This is a genomic window from Mucilaginibacter pankratovii (assembly GCF_014773265.1).
In the GTDB taxonomy this organism is placed as follows: domain Bacteria; phylum Bacteroidota; class Bacteroidia; order Sphingobacteriales; family Sphingobacteriaceae; genus Mucilaginibacter; species Mucilaginibacter pankratovii.
Map to the genome: position 1 here is coordinate 293,592 of NZ_JACWMY010000008.1, position 20,985 is coordinate 314,576.

Here is a 20,985-nt window from a genome sequence, read left to right on the forward strand (position 1 = left end):
GTATATTGTGGATAGAATGAAACGAAGCAGAATTTTTCTATCCACAATTATACTACTATTTACAGCAGTGATCGCTTTTGCTTTCATCAAGGATGATGACACCTTCCTGGATGCCCATAATCAAAACTTCGGCAGCATCCAAAACCTGAGGACAGCGCTCGAAAAAGGCAATAAAAAACTTCTCTTTGCCATGAATGGCGGGATGTATAATCCGGGTGGCTCACTGCAGGGCTTATACATCCAAGATAAAATAACTCTATCGCCCTTAGATACTACCATGGCAAGCGGCAATTTCTACCTCAAACCAAACGGTGTATTCTACCTCAGTACGGATAACACAGCAGCCATCTGCACCACACCCATTTTTAAGGACAACGGCCAAGTAAAATATGCCACTCAGTCGGGGCCCATGCTGGTTATCAATGGGCAGATCCATTCAGCTTTTAAGGAAGGCTCAGCAAATAAGAACATCCGCAACGGCGTAGGTATTTTATCCGATGGCGGCGTGATATTCGTGCTATCCAAACAAGCCATCAACTTTTACGATTTCGCCGATTATTTTAAAAAGCTGGGGTGCAAAAACGCGCTGTATCTGGATGGTTTTGTATCCCGGGCTTACCTGCCGGAGAAGAATTGGGTGCAGTTGGATGGGTTTTTTGGGGTGATGGTTGGGGTGACGGGGAAATAGGTATTTGGTAGAGAATTTTATTTAGCACATGTACACAAACTTGTACATATATTAAATAGTTTCTATCTTTATTAAAATTAAAAACCATGCAGGTAACTACTTTTACATCATTTAGGCAGCAGCTTAAATCATACCTTGATAAGGTAAGAAATAATCACACCCCGCTTTTCGTTACCAGCGCCAACGGCGAGGATGTTGTTGTGCTTTCAAAATCCGATTATGAGAGCATGGAGGAAACTTTCTATCTTTTAAAAAATCCAAAAAATGCGCTCCGTTTATTACAGGGGATAGAGGATTACGAAAAAGGTTTGGCTAAAGAAAGAAACCTTATAGAAGAATGAAAGTAGTATTCCTTGACCAGGCATGGGAGGACTACTTATACTGGCAAAATACAGATAAGGCGATGTTAAAAAAGATTAACTCGTTGGTAAAAGAAATTGACCGTACGCCATTTGAAGGAAATGGTAAACCCGAACCATTAAGACATAACCTCGCCGGTTGGTGGTCTCGACGAATAAATTTAGAACACCGTATAGTGTATAAAATAGATTATGATGCCATTGTAATATTACAATGCAGGTATCATTATTAATCTCTCCCTCCCCAAAACAATTCTCCAAAATCCTACCTTTAGCATTGTATGCTGCCTTTATTAATTGCCTCCCAAATTCGCGAAGCGGATGCTTACACCATCGCTCATGAGCCTATTTCTTCTATCCATTTGATGGAACGGGCATCTAAAGCTTTTGTAGGCTGGTTCATCAACCACTTCCCGGATAAACGAAAAAGCATTTCGGTATACTGTGGCAAGGGCAATAATGGAGGCGACGGACTGGCAATCGCCCGCTTGCTGGACGACCATGGCTACAACTTCATCAACATTAAAATAACCCGCTTTAGCGATAACGCAAGCGATGATTTCAATGCCAATCTTAAACGCCTTGGCAAAATAAAGCGGGTAGAGCTAAAATCCGGAGATACATTCCCAGATGAAAAATGCGATATCCTGATAGATGCTATGCTGGGCAACGGCTTAAACAAGCCTTTAGCCGGCGATTACAAAAAGCTGGTAACCTATTTAAACAGCCTGGATAAAACGGTTGTCGCGGTTGATGTGCCCACAGGATTTTTTACCGATGGCGAAATTCCGAAAGATGCTACCATCCTGAGATCGGATCTCACCATTACCTTTCAGCAACCAAAAATAAATTTCCTGTTGCCAGAATCTGGGCCGTATATCGATTGCTGCGAGGTAGTAAAAATTGGCTTAAGCGAAGAGTTCATCAATTCGGCAGATACGCCTTATTTATATGTGGAAGAAAGTGATATACGTAAGCTCATCAAACAACGCCACCGTTTCAGCAATAAGGGTATTTATGGGCACGCGCTTATTGTGGCTGGTAAAGACGAAACCATGGGCGCCGCTTTGCTTTCTGCCGCGGCATGTGCCCATGCAGGTGCCGGCCTTACCACAGCCTGTATCCCGCAAAGCGGCCTAAGCGCCCTGAACACCTACATGCCCGAATTAATGGCCATCATCCGAAAAGAAGGAAAAATACCCGATATCGAATGGGATAAATTCGATACTATAGCCATAGGCCCGGGATTAGGCAAAGATGCCGAAGGTTTGAAACTGCTCAAAGCTATCCTCAAAAATCATAAAAAACCAATTGTGGTTGATGCGGATGCGTTAAACCTGCTGTCAGAAAACAAAGCTTTGCTTAAGAAACTTCCGGCTGGCAGCGCGCTTACCCCGCACATGAAAGAGTTCGACAGGCTTTTTGGGGCGCATACCAGCTGGTGGCAGCGCCTGCAAAGGGCTAAAGAAAAGGCTGCGGAACTGAATATCAATATCATCCTCAAAAATGATTATACCATAACCGCGACACCAGAAGGGAAACTTTATTTTAACAGTACAAGCAATGCTGCCATGGCTACGGGAGGTATGGGCGATGTACTTACGGGCGTTATCGCTTCTTTATTGGCACAAAAATATTCGCCGCAGGATGCTTGTATATTAGGAGTTTATATTCATGGCAAAGCAGGAGATGAGCTGGCCCTGCCAAACCGCATGTACGTTACCCTCCCAGGGAAGATCATACAGCAATTGCCGGTTACCATGGCTAAATTAAAGGCGTAAAAAATTAAAGGCACAAAAAAAGGGATGTAAGTATCAAACATCCCTTTTTTCTTATTAACTATTAACTGATCTTATAAAGAACTAAATACTTCTTTTTTGTATCTATATGACGTGCGAAAATCATATTAGTTACTTAACAGCGCAATTAATTTAAGGTTTTAACAAAATTTAACAATTGCAAAAATCCCGGCTGGTGGTACCAACCGGGATTTTGTGGTTTTTAGGACGAGGTATCCGCTATTTTGATGCGCCTGACACCACCATTTCGGTAATGGTTGGGTTAACGCTTCCGCCCATTGGCTCTATGGTTACCGCAAACGCATCGGCGACGGCTATGGCTTTCATCTCTTTCATACCCGATGTATCAATACTATTACCAGCATCAAACACACCCAGGTCTACTGGTTTGCCGCCTACCAGTGCCCAAAGCTGATACTGGTGCTGCTTATCATGACCGGGCAGCTTCATGCTCTTCATATCCAGTATAATTTTCTTGTTAATCGTGTTCCAGGCCAGCGTCATGGCTGCGGTAGGCGCTTTCGCGGTCCCTTTCAGCCTCAGTACACGGTAAACCGTATCGCGGTATATATCCAGTTCTTTATCTTTAAAACTTGCCTCGTTGGCAATCTTTTGCTTATCCAGCTGCATGGCAGTAAGCTGGGTATTGGTATCCTGCAATTTGTTATACATGGTAACCAGGCCATATACGCTTATAACCAATAAAGTAAGGCAGGCCGCAAATGCGTATTTAAAAAAGGTGATTTGCCTTGGGGGCATTGTTACTATATTATCTGCTTCTCGTTCATCGTCTTCAAAAATCTCTTCGGTACGGGTGTGTGCTTTGGTAAATATCCTGTCGTCGCCTAAATTGGTAACCAGGCTGCCTAATATCTTGCTCCTCAAATATTCCGAGGGCTCTACGGCGTGTTCCTCGGCAAACAACTCCATCGATCGTTCAATATCTTTGATCTCTGCCTTCACGGCAGTGTGTTTAGCGGCCATCTCCTCCACTTGCAACTTTTCTTCCGGGCTCAACTGGCCCAGAACGTAAAGTTCCAATATCCCTGATTCTATATACTCGTTGATGTTTTCCACTTTCAATTAAAATGTTTTCTGAGTTGCAGAATAGCCATCCGTAACCGTGTTTTAATAGTGCCCAAGGGTACGCCAAGTTCTTCAGCAGCTTCCACATGGGTGTAACCTTTAAAATACACGAGGTCGAGAATAGACTTTTGTTCGGGTTTTAAGGTAGATACTAAATCCCTGATCCCAAGCAACTCAGGCTTGTAAACCGTATTTCTTTGTTCGTCTATGAAAGTTACGTTATTTTCAAGCTCATGGTTTTTGGCTTGATTTTTAAAATCTTTAGACCGTATCTTATCAATAGCCAAATTGCGGGCAATATTCACCATCCATGTAAATAAACGCCCTTTCTCGGCGCTGTACCCCGAAAAAGAATTCCAAATTTTCACGAAAGTTTCTTGCAAAACATCTTCGGCCACCGGGATATCGGCAATGATGCGGGATATCACACCAAACAGTGATGCGGAATACATATCGTACAGCGCTTCTACCGCGATCTTCTCGCGGTTACGGAGGGCTGATACAAGTTCTTCCTCGGATAGTGATATTTTTCTTTTTTTGCTCAACTGGGGTGAAAGATAGACAGGATTAGTTACATTTCAAACAAATGCTTTTCAGCGTGATATGACGAACGAACCAGCGGGCCGCTCTCTACATACCTAAATCCTCTTTTCAGTCCCCACTCTTTGTAGCTGGCAAATTGATCGGGGTGGATCCAATCGATAACCGGGTGGTGGTTACGGGTTGGCTGCAGGTACTGGCCCAGCGTTAAAATATGTACGCCGGCTTCCAGCAGGTCGTCCATCGCTTCCAGCACATCTTCTTCCTTTTCGCCAAGGCCAAGCATAATGCCCGATTTGGTGCGCAAGCCCGCTGCCGCTACATGGCGCAGTGCTTCCAAACTCCTATCGTATTTGGCCTGGATACGTACCTCTTTTGTTAAGCGGCGAACGGTTTCCAGGTTATGCGATACTACTTCGGGGCGGGTTTCCAGCACGCGGGCCAGGTTATCCCAATTGCCACGGAAATCGGGCAGTAAAGTTTCCAGGGTGGTCTCCGGGCTTTCGCGGCGGATGGCGTTGATGGTTTCTGCCCAGATGATAGAGCCGCCGTCTTTCAGGTCATCGCGGTCTACCGAAGTAATTACGCAGTGTTTTACCTGCATTAGCTTTACCGAGTTGGCTACACGGTTTGGCTCGTCGGTATCAACAGCCAACGGGCGGCCGGTTGCTACCGCGCAAAACGAACAGCTGCGGGTACAAATGTTACCCAATATCATAAATGTTGCCGTGCCGGCACCCCAGCACTCGCCCATGTTTGGGCAATTGCCGCTTTCGCAAATGGTGTGCAGCTTGTGGGTATCCACCAAACCGCGTACATGAGCGTATTCTTTCCCTACCGGGAGCCTAACTCTAAGCCAATCGGGCTTGCGTTGCGGCTGATTAGCGGGCACTACAGGCAAATCAATCATAGGGCAAAATTAGTTAAAAATGTTATAACAGACGAAGGACGGAAAGACGAAAGATAAACGACGATAAAAGATGAAGGAGCAATGATAAAAGGATAATTTCAATTACTTTTTAAGCTTGTTCGCGTTCGACATGGGGCGCGAACTGCCCGAACAAGCCCGAACACGCGTGATTTTAAACAAATCACTACTAAATAAGCCTGTTAAAAATCTAAAAGCGATTTCCCTGAGGCTCGTGTCCTTTATTCTTTATCAAAAAGTCTTTATCTTAATTTAATACGGAGATGGCTTCATCAACCGATATGGCGCCATGCGATTGATCTAATATGCACTCGCCATCCTTTATTAAAAGCATTTGCGGCGATTCGTGGTGTACCTGGAAATCCTGGGCAATTTTTGCGGAAATATCGCGGTGTTTAATGAGATCTAAAAAGTAGAGGGGCATATCACCAGGCAATTCTTCCCAATCCAGCTCGAAGCGCCTTTTTGCCATCATGCTGATGCTGCAGCGGGTGCTGTGCTTAAAAATCAGGCTGTAACCTTGTTGCTGTTTAATATTATCTATCTGAGCTGTCGTATCCAACGATATCCATTCCATAGTGCAAAAGTAACTGTATAAACTGTTTTAATAGTTAATACAATGTAAAACTGCTTTAGGTTTTGCAGAAAGCACTAAAAATGACAATTGATATTAGCGCCTGTTTGGATACGAACCGTATGCAGGGCAAAGTTTATTTGAGCACGACGATACCGTTACGCCAACTGCAAGGGCCACAACAACTATGTAAACTATCTTTTTCATTCTATGGATTTATAATAACTCTAATTTATACGCTTTTAGCCCCTTAAAGTTTCAGCCAATTTAGCCATTTTTATGGCAGTTACGGCAGCTTCGTCACCTTTATTACCGTGTTTTCCTCCTGCCCTGTCAATAGCCTGCTGCTGGTTATCGGTAGTAAGCACTCCAAATATAACAGGTTTCGAATATTTTATGGCAACATTACTTACCCCATTTGCAACTGCATTACAAATAAAATCAAAATGGCGGGTTTCGCCCTGTATTACGCAGCCCAGCGTTATTACGGCATCAAACTTACCGGTTTGCAAAAGCAGCTCGGCACCGCTGGTTAATTCAAAGCTGCCGGGCACCGGGTAGCTGTGGATGTTCTCTTCTTTAGCTCCGTATTTTATCAGGCTGTTATAGGCGCCCTGGTAAAGCGCGTTAGTGATCTCCGCGTTCCACTCGGCAACTACAATACCAAAGGTAAAAGCTTCTGCCGATGGGATCTCGGTAGCGGTAGAAAAATCTGAAAGGTTTTTTAATGCTGAAGACATGGTTTTAGTTGTAAAAGTTACAAGAGTTGTAAAGGTTGGAAAAAGCTTAGAAAAAAGAAAGGGTTAAAAAAGAAGTAACGTTTTTCAACCCTTACAACCTTTTTAACCCTTCTAACTCTTTTAGCCTGATTACTATTTCGCTTCTGCGCGTGCTATATAAGCATCAATGCTTTGGGCTTCGGTGCTTGTAGGGTAATCTGTTTTTATCTTTTTGTAAGTATCAGCTGCAGATTTGTTATCTTTTTTTGCCTCGTAAACCAAACCTAATTTTTTCAGGTAAACCGGAGAAAGGAATTGGTTGTTAGCTTTATCAATCGCTTTTTTGAAGTAGGTTTCCGCTTTGTCGTAATCTTTCAATTCCACGTAAGCATCACCGGTGCTGCCGTAAGCTTCGGCTGCAACCATCATGTCATCACCGCGGTAGTTGTTAAAGTTCTCAATAGCTTTACCGTACTGGCCTTTGTTTAAATAAGCAACACCTAAGTAAAAATACGCCAGGTTTGCGGTTTTGGTGTTACTGTAGTCTGCAACAATTTTTTCTAAACCAGGGTAGCTATCAGCACCGTTAATGGCTTTATCCCAATCCTTTTTAGCCCAGTAATCCTGTGCTACATGTATTTGGTTGGCGGCTTTCACTTCTCTGTCGCCCAGGTAAAATTTAGTATAAGCTATGTATATCCCTACCATTAACACGATAGCGCCTGCTATAAATAATAAGCTTTTTTGATTCTCCTGAACAAAGCTGCCACTCTTCACTGTTTCGGTATTCGCTGGCGTAGCTTTTGTTTTCAACTCGGTTGCTGACATTTGTATTTAAAAATTAAGTTTGCAAAACTACGGTTTTCAAAACTTTTAACAAATAATTATTTTAGGTTAGTTAAGTAGTTGATTTGGTTGATTATGAGAGGGGTTAAATAACTTCGTGGCCGTGGGTTATTCCATATGGTTGCTATAATACACGCGCTGGGTTGCGCGCGCATTATCAACGCTCTTAACGGCCCATTTTTCGTCTTCGGTTATTTTTTCTTTTATAGAGCAGGTAAAGCCTATTTCGAGGCTAAAATCCCCAAGGAAATCATCGCCATAAAAACTGATGTCGATATTTTTTGCTTCCCGGGGTAAATCCGGTACAAATACTTTCATGTGCTCTTTAAAATACCTGTACTCTGTTAAATCAAGATTGGCGCTTTTTGCTTTCCTACCGCCATCACTGCTGCTTTTTTGGCAGATAGCCAATTCCACGCTTCGATATTTCCAATTATGGATTTTATCGTAAATGGGCTTGGATAAAATTAAAAAAGGGAGTACCGACCAATAAATATATTTGAACCGAAGCTTATGTTTAATCCGTTTTCGTATAAGGAAGTAAAATCCAAGGCCAACTAACAATATAACCATGCCCACTACAATTGAGAAGATGATTTCAAAAAACCCCATACCCCAGTAAACATCTAATGCGGAGCACGAGCAATCTGTAGCGGCTATAACGAAGTTGATAATATAACCAGACAAAACAAAAACAGCCAAAAACGGGACCGTCCTTTTGATAAAGTTTAGCATGTTATAAACTTAAGCAATCTTCATTAATATTATGGCGTTGCCTTCGGCCCGCGCTATCCGTTACAAGTCCGCACTTCGCTGCGCTGCGTTTACGGGCTTTCCACTTTTATCGCTAACGCATTTTTTCTCCGGAATCTGACAAACTATCCACCAATGAACAAATGAACCACCAAACTAATGAACCAATTGCGTAATTTTGCCATCCCATGTACCTGCAGCAACTTTCCTTTTTAAATTTTAAAAATTATACCGAAGCCGAGCTTACCCTCAGCACCGGCGTTAATGCTTTTGTGGGGAATAACGGCGCGGGCAAAACCAACCTGCTTGATGCGGTGCACTACCTCAGCCTGTGTAAAAGCTATTTTAACCCTATAGATAGTCAGCAAATAAAACAAGGCGCCGATTTTTTTATGATCAATGGCGTGTTCGAAAAAAATGGCAATAAGGAAGTAGTGGCCTGCGGCGTAAAACGCAATCAGAAAAAACAATTCAAACGCAATAAAAAGGATTACCAGCGCCTGGCCGATCATATTGGGCTGCTTCCCCTGGTAATGATATCGCCATATGATATCAGCATTATTATTGAAGGCAGCGAGGAGCGCCGCAAATTCATTGATAATGTAATATCGCAAACAGATAACCAATACCTGGACGAGCTGATAGCCTACAATAAGTTTTTGGCCAACCGCAACGCCATGCTGAAGCTGATAGCCGATACCGGCCGGTACGACCCCGACCTGCTGGCTGTGCTGGATGAACAGCTCACCGCATCGGGCACGCGCATATTTGCAAAGCGCCGGGCGTTTATGGAAAGTTTCACCCCTGTTTTTAACCAGCATTACAGTTTCATCAGCGCAGGTGCCGAACAGGTGGAACTGGTGTACGAATCGCAATTATTGAACGATAACCTGGCAACCCTGCTGAAGAAGAACATCGAGCGCGACCGGATATTGGAACGCACCACCAGCGGGATCCATAAAGACGATCTGCAGTTCAACATCCACGGTATGCCCATGAAAAAGTTTGGTTCGCAAGGGCAGCAAAAATCTTTTTTGATAGCGCTTAAACTGGCCCAATACACCTTCCTTACCCAAAAAAAGGGCTTTAAACCCTTGCTGCTGCTTGATGATATATTTGATAAGCTGGATGAGGGCCGCGTAACCAAACTGATGCAAATGGTGAGCAACAACGATTTTGGGCAGGTGCTGATCACCGATACCAGCATTAGCCGCGTGCAAAATATATTTGAGGCAATAAATGTGGATGTAAAATTATTTAAAGTAGCGGAGGGAAACATCGATGCGTAAAACAAACGACAAATCGCTTAAGGAAGCTATTGAGCAGATGCTTAATGTTTATAAAATAAAACGCAAGTACGACGAAACCCATGTTGTAACCGCCTGGCCCGACCTGGTGGGCAAATCGGTAGCTAACCGCACCAAGGAGTTATTCATCAGGGATAAAAAACTATTTTTACGGATTGAATCTTCGGTAATAAAAAACGAGCTGGTAATGATGCGCAGCCAAATTATTGCCAAAATAAATGATGAAGCTAAAACGGTATTGGTAGAAGAAATTATCTTTTTGTAATTACTTTCTGCCTAAGCGGATACGTGAAGAAATGCCGCGCAGGGCATCATCCATAATATGCGAGAATGCTAAAAGGAAGATCCCCGGAAAAATAAACGCGAATTGCGCTTCGGGGTGGTACCTGAAAATATCCAGAGACACCAAAAGAATAGTCACGATTATTACCGAATAAACGACGTATTTAAACAATGATTTCATGAAGGTGTGCTAATTGGTACGTAATTGGTGTAACAACGTAAAGTTAACAACAAATATTGTACAAAGCAAGGCCAAATAAAAAATTAACCGGCTATAATAAACAGTATTACAGCCGGTTAAAATAAATTATTTGTTAGAACCTTTCGAAAGCCGAGAAGAAGAAACTGCCTTCAATGTCGGCGTTTTCGTCAGAGTCAGACCCATGTACTGCGTTTGCTTCGATAGATTTGGCAAACAGGTTACGGATGGTGCCTGCATCAGCCTTGGTAGGGTCGGTAGCACCAATTAAAGTACGGAAATCAGCAATAGCGTTATCCTTTTCTAAAATAGCCGCTACAATGGGGCCTGACGACATAAAGTTCACCAGGTCGGCGTAAAAGCCGCGCTCGCTGTGTACCGCGTAAAACTCGCCTGCTTTTTGCGCGCTTAATGCTGTGTATTTTAAAGCAACTATCTTAAAACCCGCTTTGGTGATATGGTCTAAAATAGCGCCAATGTGGCCATTAGCAACCGCATCAGGCTTTATCATTGTAAATGTTCTGTTGGTTTTCATTTTTTGGAGTTAATCTCTTTAATTAGATTATTAAAATTGGCGCAAAAATAGCGTTTTACAACTGAAACATAAAGCTTTTACTGTTAAATAAGCTGTTTGTATTTAATTAATTTATTTAGCTTTGCAGCTTCTTTTTAAAATTGATGTTGGATTTAGCCTCGCTTACAGAACTTTTAGCTCAGCCCCAAAAAATAGTTATTACTACCCATCACAAACCCGATGGTGATGCCATGGGTTCGTCCTTAGGTTTGTGGAACTATCTGGTGCAACTTGGGCACCATGCAAAGGTAATAGCACCAACAGATTACCCCGACTTTTTGGCCTGGATGCCTGGTAACGAAGAGGTGATGATCTACACCGAACATACCGAAGAAGCAGCCGTACTGATAGCCGATGCCGACATTATCTTCTGCCTCGATTTTAACAGCCTGAGCCGTATTAACCAAATGGGCGAACTGGTAGGCGCGAGCAGTGCTTATAAAGTAATGATAGATCATCACCTGGAGCCGCAGGATTTTGATGATTACCGCTACTGGGATATCAAGGCTTGTGCTACCGCGCAGCTGGTGTACACATTTATTGCAAACGAGCTTGGCCGCAAAGATCTGATAGATAAAGATGTGGCCACCTGCCTTTATACCGGCATTCTTACCGATTCTGCCTCCTTCCGCTTACCAAACACCACATCAGATGTGCACCGCATAGTTGCCGAACTGATAGACTGCGGCGCGGTAAACTGGCGCATACACGAATTGATATACAACAGCGCATCAGAAAACCGCCTGCGCTTGTTAGGGCATTGCCTGGCCAATTGCCTGGAGATACTGCCCGAATACAATACCGCTATAATTTCCGTTAGTAAAGCTGATCTTGCCCTGTTTGACGTAAATACCGGCGATACCGAGGGCATTGTAAATTACGCCTTGTCTATAGCCAGCATAAAGTTGGGTGCGTTTATAGTAGAGCGTAACGATATGGTAAAGCTATCTTTACGCAGTAAGGACGAGTTCCCGGCCAACGAGATCTGTAAAAAATATTTTAATGGCGGCGGGCACCGCAATGCGGCAGGCGGGCAATCAAATGATAGCTTTGCAGCCGTAGTACAAAAATTTAAATCAATATTACCAGACTATAAAAAACTATTAATACAGTAAAAACTAAAATGAGGAAAAATGTAATGCTTATCGCGCTTGCAACCATAGGGTTAGCAAGCTGTAAAGGTGGATTTAAACAGGCCGAGGGTGGTTTGTTATATGATATACACACCGATAAATCGGGCCCAACCATTAAAACAGGCGATTTTATGAGCCTGAATCTTGTATTAAAAACCGAAGGTGATTCGGTTGTATACAGCACTTACGAAACAGGCCGCCCTGTATTGGCTCCAATGCCAAAAGAGCAGAAAAAAGGTGATATCACTACCGGTTTCCTGCTGCTTAGCGAAGGCGATAGCGCAACCTTTAAAATGAATGTCGATTCGGTATTTAAAAAAGGCCAGCCAAAACCTCCGGGCATCAAAGGCAAATACATTGTTTACAATGTTAAGGTAGAGAAAGTGATACCGCGCGGTAACCTTAGCGAAGTTGTTTTCCAGGGCCGTATATCTGAGTTTGTGAAAGCACAGTCAGAAGTGATAAAAAAAGCTGAGCCTGCAAAGATCAAAAAGTATGCTGATGACAAGAAGCTAAAAACCGCGGTTACACCATCGGGCCTTACCTATGCTATAACCACACCGGGCACCGGCGCAAATATTGCTAAAGGCGATACCGCTGTTGTAAACTATACCGGCACACTACTAAACGGTAAAATGTTTGATAGCAGCCTGAAAGAGAACGCTGCCCAGATTGCCAAGGATACCAAGCAACCTGCAGACCCTCGCCGCCCTTTCGCGCCAATGCACCTCCCGGTAGGTGAAGGCCGTGTAATTAGAGGATGGGACGAAGGTTTGCTGCTGTTAAACAAAGGGGCAAAAGCAACTTTTGTGATCCCGTCTGACCTTGGCTGGGGCGAACAAGGCGCACCGCCAATGATCCCCGCTTTTGCTATTACCGTATTTACAGTAGAAGTTGTTGATATTATTCACCCGGATCCAAACGCTCCAAAACCTGCAGCGCCACAGCCGCCTGCAATGCGATAATTTTTAAACCCATTTGGCCTTCCGTTTAAAACGGAAGGCTTTTTTATTATGAAAAAAGCTATTTATACACTATTGCTGCTTACCGGTATAACAGTAACCGCAGGCGCGCAAGGTTTCAAAACCCTGCCAAGCGGCGTGCAGTACCAGATAATTACCCCAAACATGGGCGAAAAAGTTAAAGCAAGCGACGTGGTTACTTTCCATGTTACCCAGCGTACTGATAAGGATTCGATACTGTTTAGCAGCTACAAAATGGGGCAGCCTGTTAAAGTACAGGCGCAGCCATCGCGCAACCCCGGCGATCTGATGGATATTTTGCCTTTACTGGCAGCCGGCGACAGTGCCTTTGTAAAAATACCCGTAGATACCATTTTTAAAGGTAACGATGCGCAGCGCCCGGCCTTTTTAGCAAAAGGCGGTAATATTTTGTGCACCATAAAAGTGGTACAGATCCAATCGTTAGCTGATGCTATTGCCGAGCGTAATGCGGGCATTGCTAAACTAAAGGCAGCCGAAGGCAGCCAGGGCGATGCCTACATTAAAAAACACGGCCTGGTTACAAAAGCTACGCCATCGGGCTTACGTTATGTGATCACTAAAGCCGGTGTTGGCCCTAAAGCACAAAAAGGCGACTCGTTAGCTGTGAATTATGCAGGCCGTTTAACCACCGAAGAGGTATTTGATACCAGTATAGAGTCGGTAGCTAAAGCCGCCGGTACCTACCAGCAGGGCCGCCCATATCAGCCGCTTACATTTGTGCTTGGTGTACAACCTTTAATTGCCGGCTGGGTAGAGGGCCTGCAGCTGCTTAACAAAGGCGCAAAAGCTACCTTCATCATACCATCGGCCATTGGCTATGGCGAGCAGGGAAGCGGCATTATAAAGCCTTACAGCACCCTTGTGTTTGATGTGGAGATGGTGAATGTCATCCCCGGCAAACATCCTGTTGCAAAACCGAAAGCTGCTACCAAAGGAAAAACTCCGCTTAAAAAGCGACCTATCGTAAAAAAGAAAAATTAATAAACATAAAAAGCCTCCCGCAACGGAGGCTTTTTTATTTTTGCAGCATGGTATTAACAGATACGCATACCCATTTGTATTACGAAACCATCGATACAAAACGGCAGGCCCTTATGCAGCGCTGCTTTGATAACGAGGTTACCCGGCTGTTTTTGCCAAATGTTGATGTAGCATCGATGCCTCTCATCTCGGGTTTACTGGAAGCCTACCCTGATAATTGCTTTGCTATGCTTGGCTTGCACCCTTGCTCGGTAAAAGAAGATTGGGAACACCAGCTTGCACTAATGCAGCCCGAATTACATAAGCACCCCATATACGCCATTGGCGAAATAGGGATAGACCTGTATTGGGACAAAACTTTACTGGCAGAACAAACGCATGCTTTTAAGCTGCAAATAAAGTGGGCAAAACAGTTAAAATTACCCATCGTGATCCACTGTCGCGATGCCTTTGACGAGGTTTACCAAGTATTATTGCAGGAGCAGGACGAGCACCTTCGCGGTATATTCCACTGCTTTAGCGGCACGCTGGAGCAGGCCGAAAAAGTGATTGCTCTCGGTTTTTATTTGGGGATAGGAGGCGTGGTAACCTACAAAAACGCGGGCCTGGATAAAATCTTACCAGAAATTGATCTGAAGCATATCGTTTTAGAAACTGATTCTCCGTATCTTACCCCTGTTCCGTACCGTGGTAAACCTAACGAAAGCTCTTATTTAACATACATAGCCCAAAAGGTTGCGGAACTGCATCAAATTACTGTAGAAGAAGTGGCAAACACCACCACCGAAAATTCTAAAAGAATCTTTGGGGTATAATTATTTATTAAAAGCACAAACCTGAGCAATGAGCCAAATACTGATCATCTATACCGGCGGCACCATTGGTATGATGACCGATCCGGTTACTAAAACACTTGTACCCATCAACTTCGAGCAGATAATGGATAATGTGCCCGAATTGGAGAAGCTTAACTGTAAAATTAAGGTTCATTCCTTCGAGCAGATCATCGATTCCTCAAACATGAACCCAGCAGTGTGGAGCGAACTGGCCGGTTTGATTGAAGCTAATTATGATGAAGTAGATGGCTTTGTAATCCTGCATGGCTCGGATACAATGGCCTATACCGCATCGGCATTGAGCTTTATGCTGCAAAATTTGGATAAACCGGTAATTTTCACCGGCTCACAGTTACCCATCAGCGCCGTACGTACGGATGCCAAGGAAAACCTGATGACGGCCATCGAAATTGCGAAAGCCAAAAAGAACGATAAAAGCCGCGTGCCCGAAGTTTGTATCTACTTTGATTATAAACTATTTCGTGGTAACCGCGCGTTTAAATATAATTCCTCCAAGTTCGAGGCATTCCGCTCACCCAACTACCCTATCCTGGCCGAATCGGGCGTGCACCTGCGCTTTAGTGCGAACGATATCCGCCAGCCCGGCGAAGGACCTTTAAAGGTGCACAACAACCTCATCAGCGATGTAGCGGTATTGAAACTGTACCCCGGTATTAGCCCCAAAGTGGTGGAAACTATTTTAGGTGCCGATGTACGCGGTATTGTAATGGAAACTTTTGGTGCGGGCAACACCACTACAGATCAATGGTTTACCGACTTGCTGAAAAACGCTATCAACGCCGGAAAAGTTATCCTGGATATCTCTCAATGTAAAGTAGGTACCGTAGAGCTGGGCCGCTACGAAACCAGCAAAGAGCTGAAAGATATGGGCGTAGCCAGCGGTTTTGATATGACCTTTGAGGCCGCCGTTACCAAAATGATGTACCTCCTCGGCGAAATAGACGACCCGCTGGAAGTAAAACGCTGTTTGGAAAAGGATCTGAGGGGCGAGTTGACGGAATCGGAAGTGGTAAAAAACTAAAAGAAATTCAACCCCACATTCCAGCCGTAAAACCAGTTTGCCCGCTTATTAGGGTCAAACTTTGGGTGCAGATCCTGCAGTAAGGCATAGCCTTTTATCGCATTGTACTGGCCGGTATAGTAAAGATTTACCGATGGCCCGCCAATAATCGCCAGCCCTTTAGTAAGTTTCATATTGATATTGGCATCCAGCCGGTTAAGCAGATTGGTATAATGCCAGGTGCCCTGGTACAGGTAGCGGCTGCTTAGCTCGGGGTTAAAGCTGAGCCATTTGTTCAGGCCAAGCACCGTACCAAAGCCCATTCCCATACCGTAGATCCGTGCGTTCTCCTTCAACCTTACCCCGCCGGTGTAAATAGTATAAAAATTCTCGCTGCCCGATTTGATAGCAAGATTGGCATTCAGCGTTTCGTTGGCGCCCAGGGTGACTTTATGATACCCGTTCCGCACGATGTTGATGAGCCCTACGCTAAAACCACGGGAGGTATCAGCGATATTAATTAACCCTACCTGCAGGCCCCGCAAATGCTTTGCATAATTAAACAGCCCGCCTAACTGGATCCCCTCAAACTTGCTGCCGGCCACATTTCCCAATGCAGCTAACTGTATGCCGCTTACATTTTTATTGGCAATGTTGCCAACGGGAGCAAATTGTAGTCCCGATACTTCGCCGCGTACGTGGTTATACAAACTTAGCTGTACGCCACGCAAATTATGTTTTACGCTATTATGCAAAATGGATGTTTGCACCCCGCCAACACTGCCCAATACATTGTTATAAAGCCCGGCTATCTGCACCCCGCCTACATTGCCGCCCACAACATTAAACGCCCCCGCAAACTGAAAGCTGCGTACATTGCCCTTATCCAGGTTAAATATAATGCCTATCTCTGCACCATTAACACCCGCGTTATAGCCACCCACTGCATTAAGCGACACGGTGTTTACGATCTGCCCGTTCATTTCCCCATGGGTGCTTACATTGGGTATGGCCGAAGCCTGGAAAGGCGCATTGGCAATTAACCCTTTAAGATTTGCCGCCTGGATCTTTTGCCGGGTAGAAAGAAAGAGCTTGCCCAGCGAAGTGGTTTCTATCCCCTCCGGGTCATCATTTAAAGCATAATACAAAACGCTTTTACCCGTAACCCGGGTAATGTTCACGTCGCGCAGAAAGGTGATGGTGGTATCTTTATAAAATTCCTTGCTGATAGTGAGCTGTACTTGCATGCCGGTATTCTTTAGCTTTAGTTCAAAGAAACCGTTGGCATCGGTAAGGGTGCTTTGCAGCAGGTTACGTTCGTATACGCTGGCATTGGGGAGTTTTTTGCCGCTGGCCTCGTCCACAATAAACCCGTTTATCACAAATTCATCGCCCTCGGTGGCAGTTTTATCGCTCAGTAAATTCAGTTGTAATGGCGCATAGCGCAGGATGATAAAATCCGCCGCTTCCTTGTACTCAAAGCGGCGCATCAGCAAGCGGTCCAGCACTTCCTTTATCGTCCAGTTATCGGCATCCAGGCTCACCAGGCTGTCGGCTTTCAGCAGGTTGCTGTTGTATGAAAAGTAGAACTTACCCCGCTCCTCCATCGTTTTCAGCATTACGCCAAGCGGCCTGTCTTTGATGTGGATAGAAATATTGCGGCTCAGCAGCGATTGTCCACAAAGCCGCTGACTTATCGCGGATAGCAAAACACAGGCAGTAACAACAAACAGCGAACGCTTTAATTGATGCATGGATAGGATTAAGAAATATACTATTTCAGGATGATCTGTCCGTTCTTTCGCTCTGCCGAGATCTTAAATGTTTCCTCTATAACCATCAGCACCTGCTCCAGCGATTGGTTTTTAAACACCGTGGTGATGGGCATTTTTTCTAAGGCCTTATTCCCTATTACAATATTTGCCCCGTAAATAACATTCAGCGCCGGCACCAATTCGCCCAGCGGGGTTTGGTCGCACACCAGCTCTTTGTTTACATAGTAACTGTACAGCTTCCCTTTTACACTTTGCTTGGAGAGTTCGCCCTTGCTGTTATCAATCTCCGTTTTCTCGCCAGGGTTTAGGTTGATGTTATTTCGATCTTTGGAAACATTCACAATTCCGGTAGCCACGATCACTTCGGTTTTACCATTCCTGCTCTTTATATTGAAAGACGTACCAACCACCCTAATGGTTACATCGTTCACCGTAATTATAAATGGTTTTGTTTTATCAGGCGTTACGTTAAAGAACGCCTCGCCCTGTAAAGTAACCGCACGTGTATCTCCCTTAAATTTTTCGGGGTACGAGAGTTGAGACAGCTTATTCATGGTAACAACAGAGCCATCGGCCAGGGTATCTATCAATACCTTATCATTACTTGCCACAGTTACCGTAGCAGCAGGGCCGGTAAAATAATTCAGCGCAAAATATCCTGTTGTACAAATCACCACTATAGCCGCTGCAATAGCCAGCCAGTTTGTTTTTTTAGGCTGAAGATCTACAACCTTTGCCTCTCCCCCTTCCGGCATACTTTTAATACGGTTTTGCAGCCGGTTGTAAGCGGCATCTTCATCAACAATGCTGGTATTAGCCAGCTGCAGGCTCTCATCCCAGATCCGCTTTAGCTGATTAAAGTGCAACACATTTGCCTCATCAGCAGCCAGCCATGCGTCCACCTCCGCAGTTTCTGCAGGCGTAGCTTCGCCAACCAGGTATTTCACCAGCAGATCATCGCTCATATGTCCGTTGCTCTTACTCATCTGTTAGCGGTTTATCCATATCAATAATAGCAGCGTTAAAAATTCGGCCAGCTTCAGGCGCATCAGCTTCAGGGCTTTTCCCATCTGGTTCTCAATGGTTTTTACCGATAGGCCCATCTGGTCGGCAATTTGCTGGTACTTCAATTGCTCAAACCTGCTCAACTGAAAAATGGTACGGCATTGCTGCGGCAATTCGTTAATCGCCTGCCTGATGTGCCTTTCCAACTCGGTGGTCATCACCTTATCTGCCGACTGGCCCTCCTGTTGCTCCATTTGCCCCGTATAATAAACCTCAAAGTTTGCCTTTACTTTCTGGTGCTTTAAGTAGTTCAAGCTCTCGTTATGCACCGCACGGTACAGGTAGGCTTTTAAAGAGCCGTCCGTTTTCAGCTGTTCGCGCTTTTCCCAAATACGGCAAAAAACATTTTGAACCACTTCCTCGGCCAGCTCATCATCCTTTAAAAAAGTATAGGCATAGGCGTGCAGGCTTTTAAAATGGCCTTTAAATACCGTTTCAAATACCTTCTCGCTGCCCTCCTTCAGTAAAGCTATAACCGTGCTGTCGCTGTATTCCACCCTTAGCGGCTTATTATATGCGCTAAATATAGGGGGTTTGGCGTGGAAAAACTAAAGTGGTACGGAAAGCTGGCATTTATCTGCTTATCGGCAAGTTGACTCACCCCCTGCCCCTCTCTGCTTCGCAAAGAGGGGAGTTTTATTAATCATTTTCTTTACCCTCTTTACCGCAGGTAGAGAGGGTCGAACAGCGAAGCGCATTCGGGGTGAGTCAAGTAACCCCTACGCCAACTCTATCTGTATAGTATACAACGAATGGTGTATATCCACCTTACTACAAACCCCGTTAGTGTAAGAATAGTAATTATAGTTACCATCCGGCAGGTCGATGCGGTAAATGTGATTGCCGGTTTGCTTCACCTTTAAAAATTGCTGAAAATTATCAGAATAAACCTGCGCGTTATCTGCCGGCTCGTGCGTGTAAAGCAGCATCAGGTTGGTGCTGATATCCTTTTGATTCACCGTGCCGCCTTTACCCTCGGCCACGGTTTGGTAGCTATCACCCAAGGCAGTAGTTTGGCGGTTGGCCTTTTGCTTGCCGTTCACATTCCGCAGCACGTGCGAACTTATCAGTCTGCCATTTTGAAAGGAAGACTCCTCATTGCAATTCACCCTGATGCTGAAAATGAAACGCATCTTCACTTCAGATATCATTCTCAAATAAAGGTTCTCGCCATCGCGTTTCTGGTACAGATCCAGGCGACCAACAACCTTGCCGCTATGCAGCACGTTGTACTTTGTGGTTTGCTCCTGTGCAAATACCGAAGTATGAGTCGCCAGCAAAATTACCAATGCTGCGGTATTCCTGATGGTTTTTAAAGTCCTGTTTCCTTTGTAGCGGCTTATGGCCGGCATGGCGTATTTCTTAAAAAGCCATGTAAGTAATGCTATGATCATGGTGTGTATTTTTTGTTTTATACACGTAGTACAATGATGAAAGGCATTACCCCTATTGCCTGAACCGGGATTTCTTCGATTTATGGATTTTTTAAAAATAAAACCGCCGACCTGTAAAATAGGCCGGCGGTTCAAAATATACTATTATCTATATGTGATGCTATTTCGCTAACAGCTCATCCAAATTACCCATTCCCATTTTAAAGCCTTCTTCAAAGCCCATGCTGATGATGGTTTGCAGGTCGGCCTCCGAGTCAAAAGTTATTTCGATGTTAACGGTGGTGGCATCGCCTTTGGCTTCAAAACCCTTGTTCCAGTACATCACCGGGAAATCAGGATTATCTTTATACTCTTCATCGCAAAAGCTAACGGCATTGGTGATCCTGTCCTGCACGGCGATCGTTTTAAAAAGCTCCTTACATAAGGTGGAATCGCCCTGCGGACCTATCATCGCATAGATCCACATGCCGCCTTCCCTAAAATCCATAATTTTGGTTTCGGCGCGGTATGGGCGTGGCGCCCACCATTGGTCCAGCAACTCCGGCTCGGTCCATGCGGCCCATACATCAGCCAATGGCGCTGCAAAATCCCTTACCACGTTAATTTTTTTGTTCGGCAGATCTTTCGTAAAGATCATTTCATTGTTGATCATCATTATTGTTTTTTATGGTTTGATGGCACATTCAGACAGATTACCATTTACATTAAGCAACCCTTCGGTTGCAAATATACACGCAACCAATCGGTTTCGCAAGTTTTATTTTATATTTGGGGGAGAATGATTGGATGAGTTTAACTGCCAACTGTTAACTAAAATAATAGCGATGCTTTCAGCCCGGGCTGTCTGCTCATACGCGCACAAGGCATTAGGCGCGGGGCCGGTATCCGCGTCCATCCCTATCGCAGGATACAGTTCTTTCCGCCCCCCGGAGTTGACTCACCCCGGGTTCGCTTCGCTGCCCGACCCTCTCTACCTGCGGTAAAGTGGGTAAGCTGCAATATGTTTGAGTCGTCCTGAAATAGGTTGACAGATTTTAATGAACTAAATATAATGCTTGTCAGGTAAAACTGGCAAGCATTTTTTGTTGATGAACTGTTTGTGGTGTTTGATAATTTAAGGCC

Annotated in this window: 26 protein-coding genes; 12 read left to right on the plus strand and 14 right to left on the minus strand. The window is 44.6% G+C overall.

Annotation, left to right across the window (positions count from 1 at the left end; translation table 11 throughout):
- Positions 1-16: 16 nt before the first annotated feature.
- The 4 genes from IDJ77_RS16935 to IDJ77_RS16950 all read left to right on the plus strand — a co-directional run bounded on the left by IDJ77_RS16935 (position 17) and on the right by IDJ77_RS16950 (position 2,828).
- Positions 17-688 carry a phosphodiester glycosidase family protein gene (locus IDJ77_RS16935; RefSeq protein ID WP_191190152.1) on the plus strand — a complete coding sequence of 224 codons (672 nt, stop codon included), beginning with the start codon at positions 17-19 and terminating at the stop codon, positions 686-688.
- 86 nt (positions 689-774) lie between these two features.
- Positions 775-1,029, plus strand: coding sequence for a type II toxin-antitoxin system Phd/YefM family antitoxin (locus tag IDJ77_RS16940; RefSeq protein ID WP_191190153.1), 255 nt, complete (start codon positions 775-777; stop codon positions 1,027-1,029).
- The gene (locus tag IDJ77_RS16945) at positions 1,026-1,280 is read left to right on the plus strand and encodes a Txe/YoeB family addiction module toxin (protein WP_191190154.1); all 255 of its coding nucleotides are present in this window, start codon (positions 1,026-1,028) and stop codon (positions 1,278-1,280) included. Before IDJ77_RS16940 ends, IDJ77_RS16945 begins: the two co-directional genes overlap by 4 nt.
- Before the next feature lie 48 nt (positions 1,281-1,328).
- Positions 1,329-2,828 (plus strand): NAD(P)H-hydrate dehydratase, encoded by a 1,500-nt coding sequence (locus IDJ77_RS16950; RefSeq protein WP_191190155.1) that lies wholly within the window; start codon positions 1,329-1,331, stop codon positions 2,826-2,828.
- 237 nt (positions 2,829-3,065) lie between these two features.
- Here the strand turns inward: IDJ77_RS16950 and IDJ77_RS16955 are convergent, their stop codons facing one another.
- From IDJ77_RS16955 to IDJ77_RS16985, 7 genes are all read right to left on the minus strand, one after another.
- Entirely contained in the window at positions 3,066-3,923 is an 858-nt protein-coding gene (locus IDJ77_RS16955) for an anti-sigma factor (RefSeq protein WP_317174353.1), read from the minus strand.
- Between the two features lie 2 nt (positions 3,924-3,925).
- Positions 3,926-4,477 carry an RNA polymerase sigma factor gene (locus IDJ77_RS16960; protein WP_191190157.1) on the minus strand — a complete coding sequence of 184 codons (552 nt, stop codon included), beginning with the start codon at positions 4,475-4,477 and terminating at the stop codon, positions 3,926-3,928.
- Between the two features lie 26 nt (positions 4,478-4,503).
- Entirely contained in the window at positions 4,504-5,382 is an 879-nt protein-coding gene (gene lipA / locus IDJ77_RS16965) for a lipoyl synthase (RefSeq protein ID WP_191190158.1), read from the minus strand.
- Positions 5,383-5,647: 265 nt separating this feature from the next.
- Positions 5,648-5,977: a bacillithiol system redox-active protein YtxJ gene (gene ytxJ, locus IDJ77_RS16970; RefSeq protein WP_191190159.1), complete on the minus strand. Its 330-nt coding sequence runs from the start codon at positions 5,975-5,977 to the stop codon at positions 5,648-5,650.
- Positions 5,978-6,216: 239 nt separating this feature from the next.
- Positions 6,217-6,714, minus strand: coding sequence for a 6,7-dimethyl-8-ribityllumazine synthase (gene ribH / locus IDJ77_RS16975; RefSeq protein WP_191190160.1), 498 nt, complete (start codon positions 6,712-6,714; stop codon positions 6,217-6,219).
- A 132-nt stretch (positions 6,715-6,846) separates the two neighbouring features.
- A complete protein-coding gene (locus IDJ77_RS16980; RefSeq protein ID WP_191190161.1) occupies positions 6,847-7,521 on the minus strand; it encodes a tetratricopeptide repeat protein in 675 nt (224 codons plus the stop codon).
- Positions 7,522-7,647: 126 nt separating this feature from the next.
- Complete coding sequence (locus tag IDJ77_RS16985; RefSeq protein WP_191190162.1) at positions 7,648-7,857, minus strand: hypothetical protein; 210 nt, start codon at positions 7,855-7,857, stop codon at positions 7,648-7,650.
- Positions 7,858-8,480: 623 nt separating this feature from the next.
- On the opposite strand from IDJ77_RS16985, the gene recF reads away from it, so the two are divergent.
- Together recF and IDJ77_RS16995 are read left to right on the plus strand one after the other, a co-directional pair.
- Entirely contained in the window at positions 8,481-9,581 is a 1,101-nt protein-coding gene (gene recF / locus IDJ77_RS16990) for a DNA replication/repair protein RecF (RefSeq protein WP_191190163.1), read from the plus strand.
- Positions 9,574-9,864 carry a DUF721 domain-containing protein gene (locus IDJ77_RS16995; protein WP_191190164.1) on the plus strand — a complete coding sequence of 97 codons (291 nt, stop codon included), beginning with the start codon at positions 9,574-9,576 and terminating at the stop codon, positions 9,862-9,864. The genes recF and IDJ77_RS16995 overlap by 8 nt, the downstream gene beginning before the upstream one ends.
- Here the strand turns inward: IDJ77_RS16995 and IDJ77_RS17000 are convergent, their stop codons facing one another.
- Positions 9,865-10,062 carry a hypothetical protein gene (locus IDJ77_RS17000; RefSeq protein ID WP_191190165.1) on the minus strand — a complete coding sequence of 66 codons (198 nt, stop codon included), beginning with the start codon at positions 10,060-10,062 and terminating at the stop codon, positions 9,865-9,867.
- A gap of 133 nt (positions 10,063-10,195) precedes the next feature.
- The gene (locus IDJ77_RS17005; RefSeq protein WP_191190166.1) at positions 10,196-10,615 is read right to left on the minus strand and encodes a nucleoside-diphosphate kinase; all 420 of its coding nucleotides are present in this window, start codon (positions 10,613-10,615) and stop codon (positions 10,196-10,198) included.
- A gap of 143 nt (positions 10,616-10,758) precedes the next feature.
- Here IDJ77_RS17005 and IDJ77_RS17010 point away from each other — a divergent pair, with 143 nt between their 5' ends.
- From IDJ77_RS17010 to IDJ77_RS17030, 5 genes are read left to right on the plus strand one after another with little or no spacing between them, the layout of a single operon-like run.
- Positions 10,759-11,769 (plus strand): DHH family phosphoesterase, encoded by a 1,011-nt coding sequence (locus tag IDJ77_RS17010; RefSeq protein WP_191190167.1) that lies wholly within the window; start codon positions 10,759-10,761, stop codon positions 11,767-11,769.
- Between the two features lie 8 nt (positions 11,770-11,777).
- Positions 11,778-12,752 (plus strand): FKBP-type peptidyl-prolyl cis-trans isomerase, encoded by a 975-nt coding sequence (locus IDJ77_RS17015; protein ID WP_191190168.1) that lies wholly within the window; start codon positions 11,778-11,780, stop codon positions 12,750-12,752.
- Positions 12,753-12,800: 48 nt separating this feature from the next.
- A complete protein-coding gene (locus IDJ77_RS17020) occupies positions 12,801-13,772 on the plus strand; it encodes an FKBP-type peptidyl-prolyl cis-trans isomerase (protein WP_191190169.1) in 972 nt (323 codons plus the stop codon).
- 47 nt (positions 13,773-13,819) lie between these two features.
- Complete coding sequence (locus IDJ77_RS17025; RefSeq protein ID WP_191190170.1) at positions 13,820-14,587, plus strand: TatD family hydrolase; 768 nt, start codon at positions 13,820-13,822, stop codon at positions 14,585-14,587.
- A gap of 28 nt (positions 14,588-14,615) precedes the next feature.
- A complete protein-coding gene (locus IDJ77_RS17030) occupies positions 14,616-15,650 on the plus strand; it encodes an asparaginase (protein ID WP_191190171.1) in 1,035 nt (344 codons plus the stop codon).
- Here IDJ77_RS17030 and IDJ77_RS17035 read toward each other — a convergent pair.
- The 5 genes from IDJ77_RS17035 to IDJ77_RS17055 all read right to left on the minus strand — a co-directional run bounded on the left by IDJ77_RS17035 (position 15,647) and on the right by IDJ77_RS17055 (position 20,518).
- Complete coding sequence (locus IDJ77_RS17035) at positions 15,647-17,383, minus strand: peptidase associated/transthyretin-like domain-containing protein (RefSeq protein ID WP_191190172.1); 1,737 nt, start codon at positions 17,381-17,383, stop codon at positions 15,647-15,649. The genes IDJ77_RS17030 and IDJ77_RS17035 overlap by 4 nt on opposite strands.
- A 20-nt stretch (positions 17,384-17,403) precedes the next feature.
- On the minus strand, positions 17,404-18,390 hold the full coding sequence (locus IDJ77_RS17040; RefSeq protein ID WP_191190173.1) for a FecR domain-containing protein: 987 nt from the start codon (positions 18,388-18,390) through the stop codon (positions 17,404-17,406).
- Between the two features lie 3 nt (positions 18,391-18,393).
- Entirely contained in the window at positions 18,394-18,966 is a 573-nt protein-coding gene (locus tag IDJ77_RS17045) for an RNA polymerase sigma-70 factor (RefSeq protein WP_191190174.1), read from the minus strand.
- Positions 18,967-19,188: 222 nt separating this feature from the next.
- Positions 19,189-19,863, minus strand: coding sequence for a DUF6134 family protein (locus IDJ77_RS17050; protein WP_191190175.1), 675 nt, complete (start codon positions 19,861-19,863; stop codon positions 19,189-19,191).
- Between the two features lie 160 nt (positions 19,864-20,023).
- Complete coding sequence (locus IDJ77_RS17055) at positions 20,024-20,518, minus strand: SRPBCC domain-containing protein (RefSeq protein ID WP_191190176.1); 495 nt, start codon at positions 20,516-20,518, stop codon at positions 20,024-20,026.
- 169 nt (positions 20,519-20,687) lie between these two features.
- Here IDJ77_RS17055 and IDJ77_RS17060 point away from each other — a divergent pair, with 169 nt between their 5' ends.
- A complete protein-coding gene (locus tag IDJ77_RS17060) occupies positions 20,688-20,846 on the plus strand; it encodes a hypothetical protein (RefSeq protein ID WP_191190177.1) in 159 nt (52 codons plus the stop codon).
- Positions 20,847-20,985: the final 139 nt, after the last annotated feature.

Excerpts from the sequence above, each read along its gene's own strand:
- lipA (WP_191190158.1), bottom strand. The coding sequence starts at position 5,382 with ATGATTGATTTGCCTGTAGTGCCCGCTAATCAGCCGCAACGCAAGCCC.
- IDJ77_RS17030 (WP_191190171.1), top strand. The coding sequence starts at position 14,616 with ATGAGCCAAATACTGATCATCTATACCGGCGGCACCATTGGTATGATG.
- IDJ77_RS17040 (WP_191190173.1), bottom strand. The coding sequence starts at position 18,390 with ATGAGTAAGAGCAACGGACATATGAGCGATGATCTGCTGGTGAAATAC.
- IDJ77_RS17055 (WP_191190176.1), bottom strand. The coding sequence starts at position 20,518 with ATGATGATCAACAATGAAATGATCTTTACGAAAGATCTGCCGAACAAA.
- IDJ77_RS17005 (WP_191190166.1), bottom strand. The coding sequence starts at position 10,615 with ATGAAAACCAACAGAACATTTACAATGATAAAGCCTGATGCGGTTGCT.
- IDJ77_RS16980 (WP_191190161.1), bottom strand. The coding sequence starts at position 7,521 with ATGTCAGCAACCGAGTTGAAAACAAAAGCTACGCCAGCGAATACCGAA.
- IDJ77_RS16995 (WP_191190164.1), top strand. The coding sequence starts at position 9,574 with ATGCGTAAAACAAACGACAAATCGCTTAAGGAAGCTATTGAGCAGATG.
- IDJ77_RS16940 (WP_191190153.1), top strand. The coding sequence starts at position 775 with ATGCAGGTAACTACTTTTACATCATTTAGGCAGCAGCTTAAATCATAC.
- IDJ77_RS17050 (WP_191190175.1), bottom strand. The coding sequence starts at position 19,863 with ATGATCATAGCATTACTTACATGGCTTTTTAAGAAATACGCCATGCCG.
- ytxJ (WP_191190159.1), bottom strand. The coding sequence starts at position 5,977 with ATGGAATGGATATCGTTGGATACGACAGCTCAGATAGATAATATTAAA.
- IDJ77_RS16935 (WP_191190152.1), top strand. The coding sequence starts at position 17 with ATGAAACGAAGCAGAATTTTTCTATCCACAATTATACTACTATTTACA.
- IDJ77_RS17000 (WP_191190165.1), bottom strand. The coding sequence starts at position 10,062 with ATGAAATCATTGTTTAAATACGTCGTTTATTCGGTAATAATCGTGACT.
- IDJ77_RS17010 (WP_191190167.1), top strand. The coding sequence starts at position 10,759 with ATGTTGGATTTAGCCTCGCTTACAGAACTTTTAGCTCAGCCCCAAAAA.
- IDJ77_RS17025 (WP_191190170.1), top strand. The coding sequence starts at position 13,820 with ATGGTATTAACAGATACGCATACCCATTTGTATTACGAAACCATCGAT.
- IDJ77_RS17035 (WP_191190172.1), bottom strand. The coding sequence starts at position 17,383 with ATGCATCAATTAAAGCGTTCGCTGTTTGTTGTTACTGCCTGTGTTTTG.
- IDJ77_RS16950 (WP_191190155.1), top strand. The coding sequence starts at position 1,329 with ATGCTGCCTTTATTAATTGCCTCCCAAATTCGCGAAGCGGATGCTTAC.
- IDJ77_RS17020 (WP_191190169.1), top strand. The coding sequence starts at position 12,801 with ATGAAAAAAGCTATTTATACACTATTGCTGCTTACCGGTATAACAGTA.
- IDJ77_RS17060 (WP_191190177.1), top strand. The coding sequence starts at position 20,688 with ATGCTTTCAGCCCGGGCTGTCTGCTCATACGCGCACAAGGCATTAGGC.
- IDJ77_RS17015 (WP_191190168.1), top strand. The coding sequence starts at position 11,778 with ATGAGGAAAAATGTAATGCTTATCGCGCTTGCAACCATAGGGTTAGCA.
- ribH (WP_191190160.1), bottom strand. The coding sequence starts at position 6,714 with ATGTCTTCAGCATTAAAAAACCTTTCAGATTTTTCTACCGCTACCGAG.
- IDJ77_RS16985 (WP_191190162.1), bottom strand. The coding sequence starts at position 7,857 with ATGAAAGTATTTGTACCGGATTTACCCCGGGAAGCAAAAAATATCGAC.
- recF (WP_191190163.1), top strand. The coding sequence starts at position 8,481 with ATGTACCTGCAGCAACTTTCCTTTTTAAATTTTAAAAATTATACCGAA.
- IDJ77_RS16945 (WP_191190154.1), top strand. The coding sequence starts at position 1,026 with ATGAAAGTAGTATTCCTTGACCAGGCATGGGAGGACTACTTATACTGG.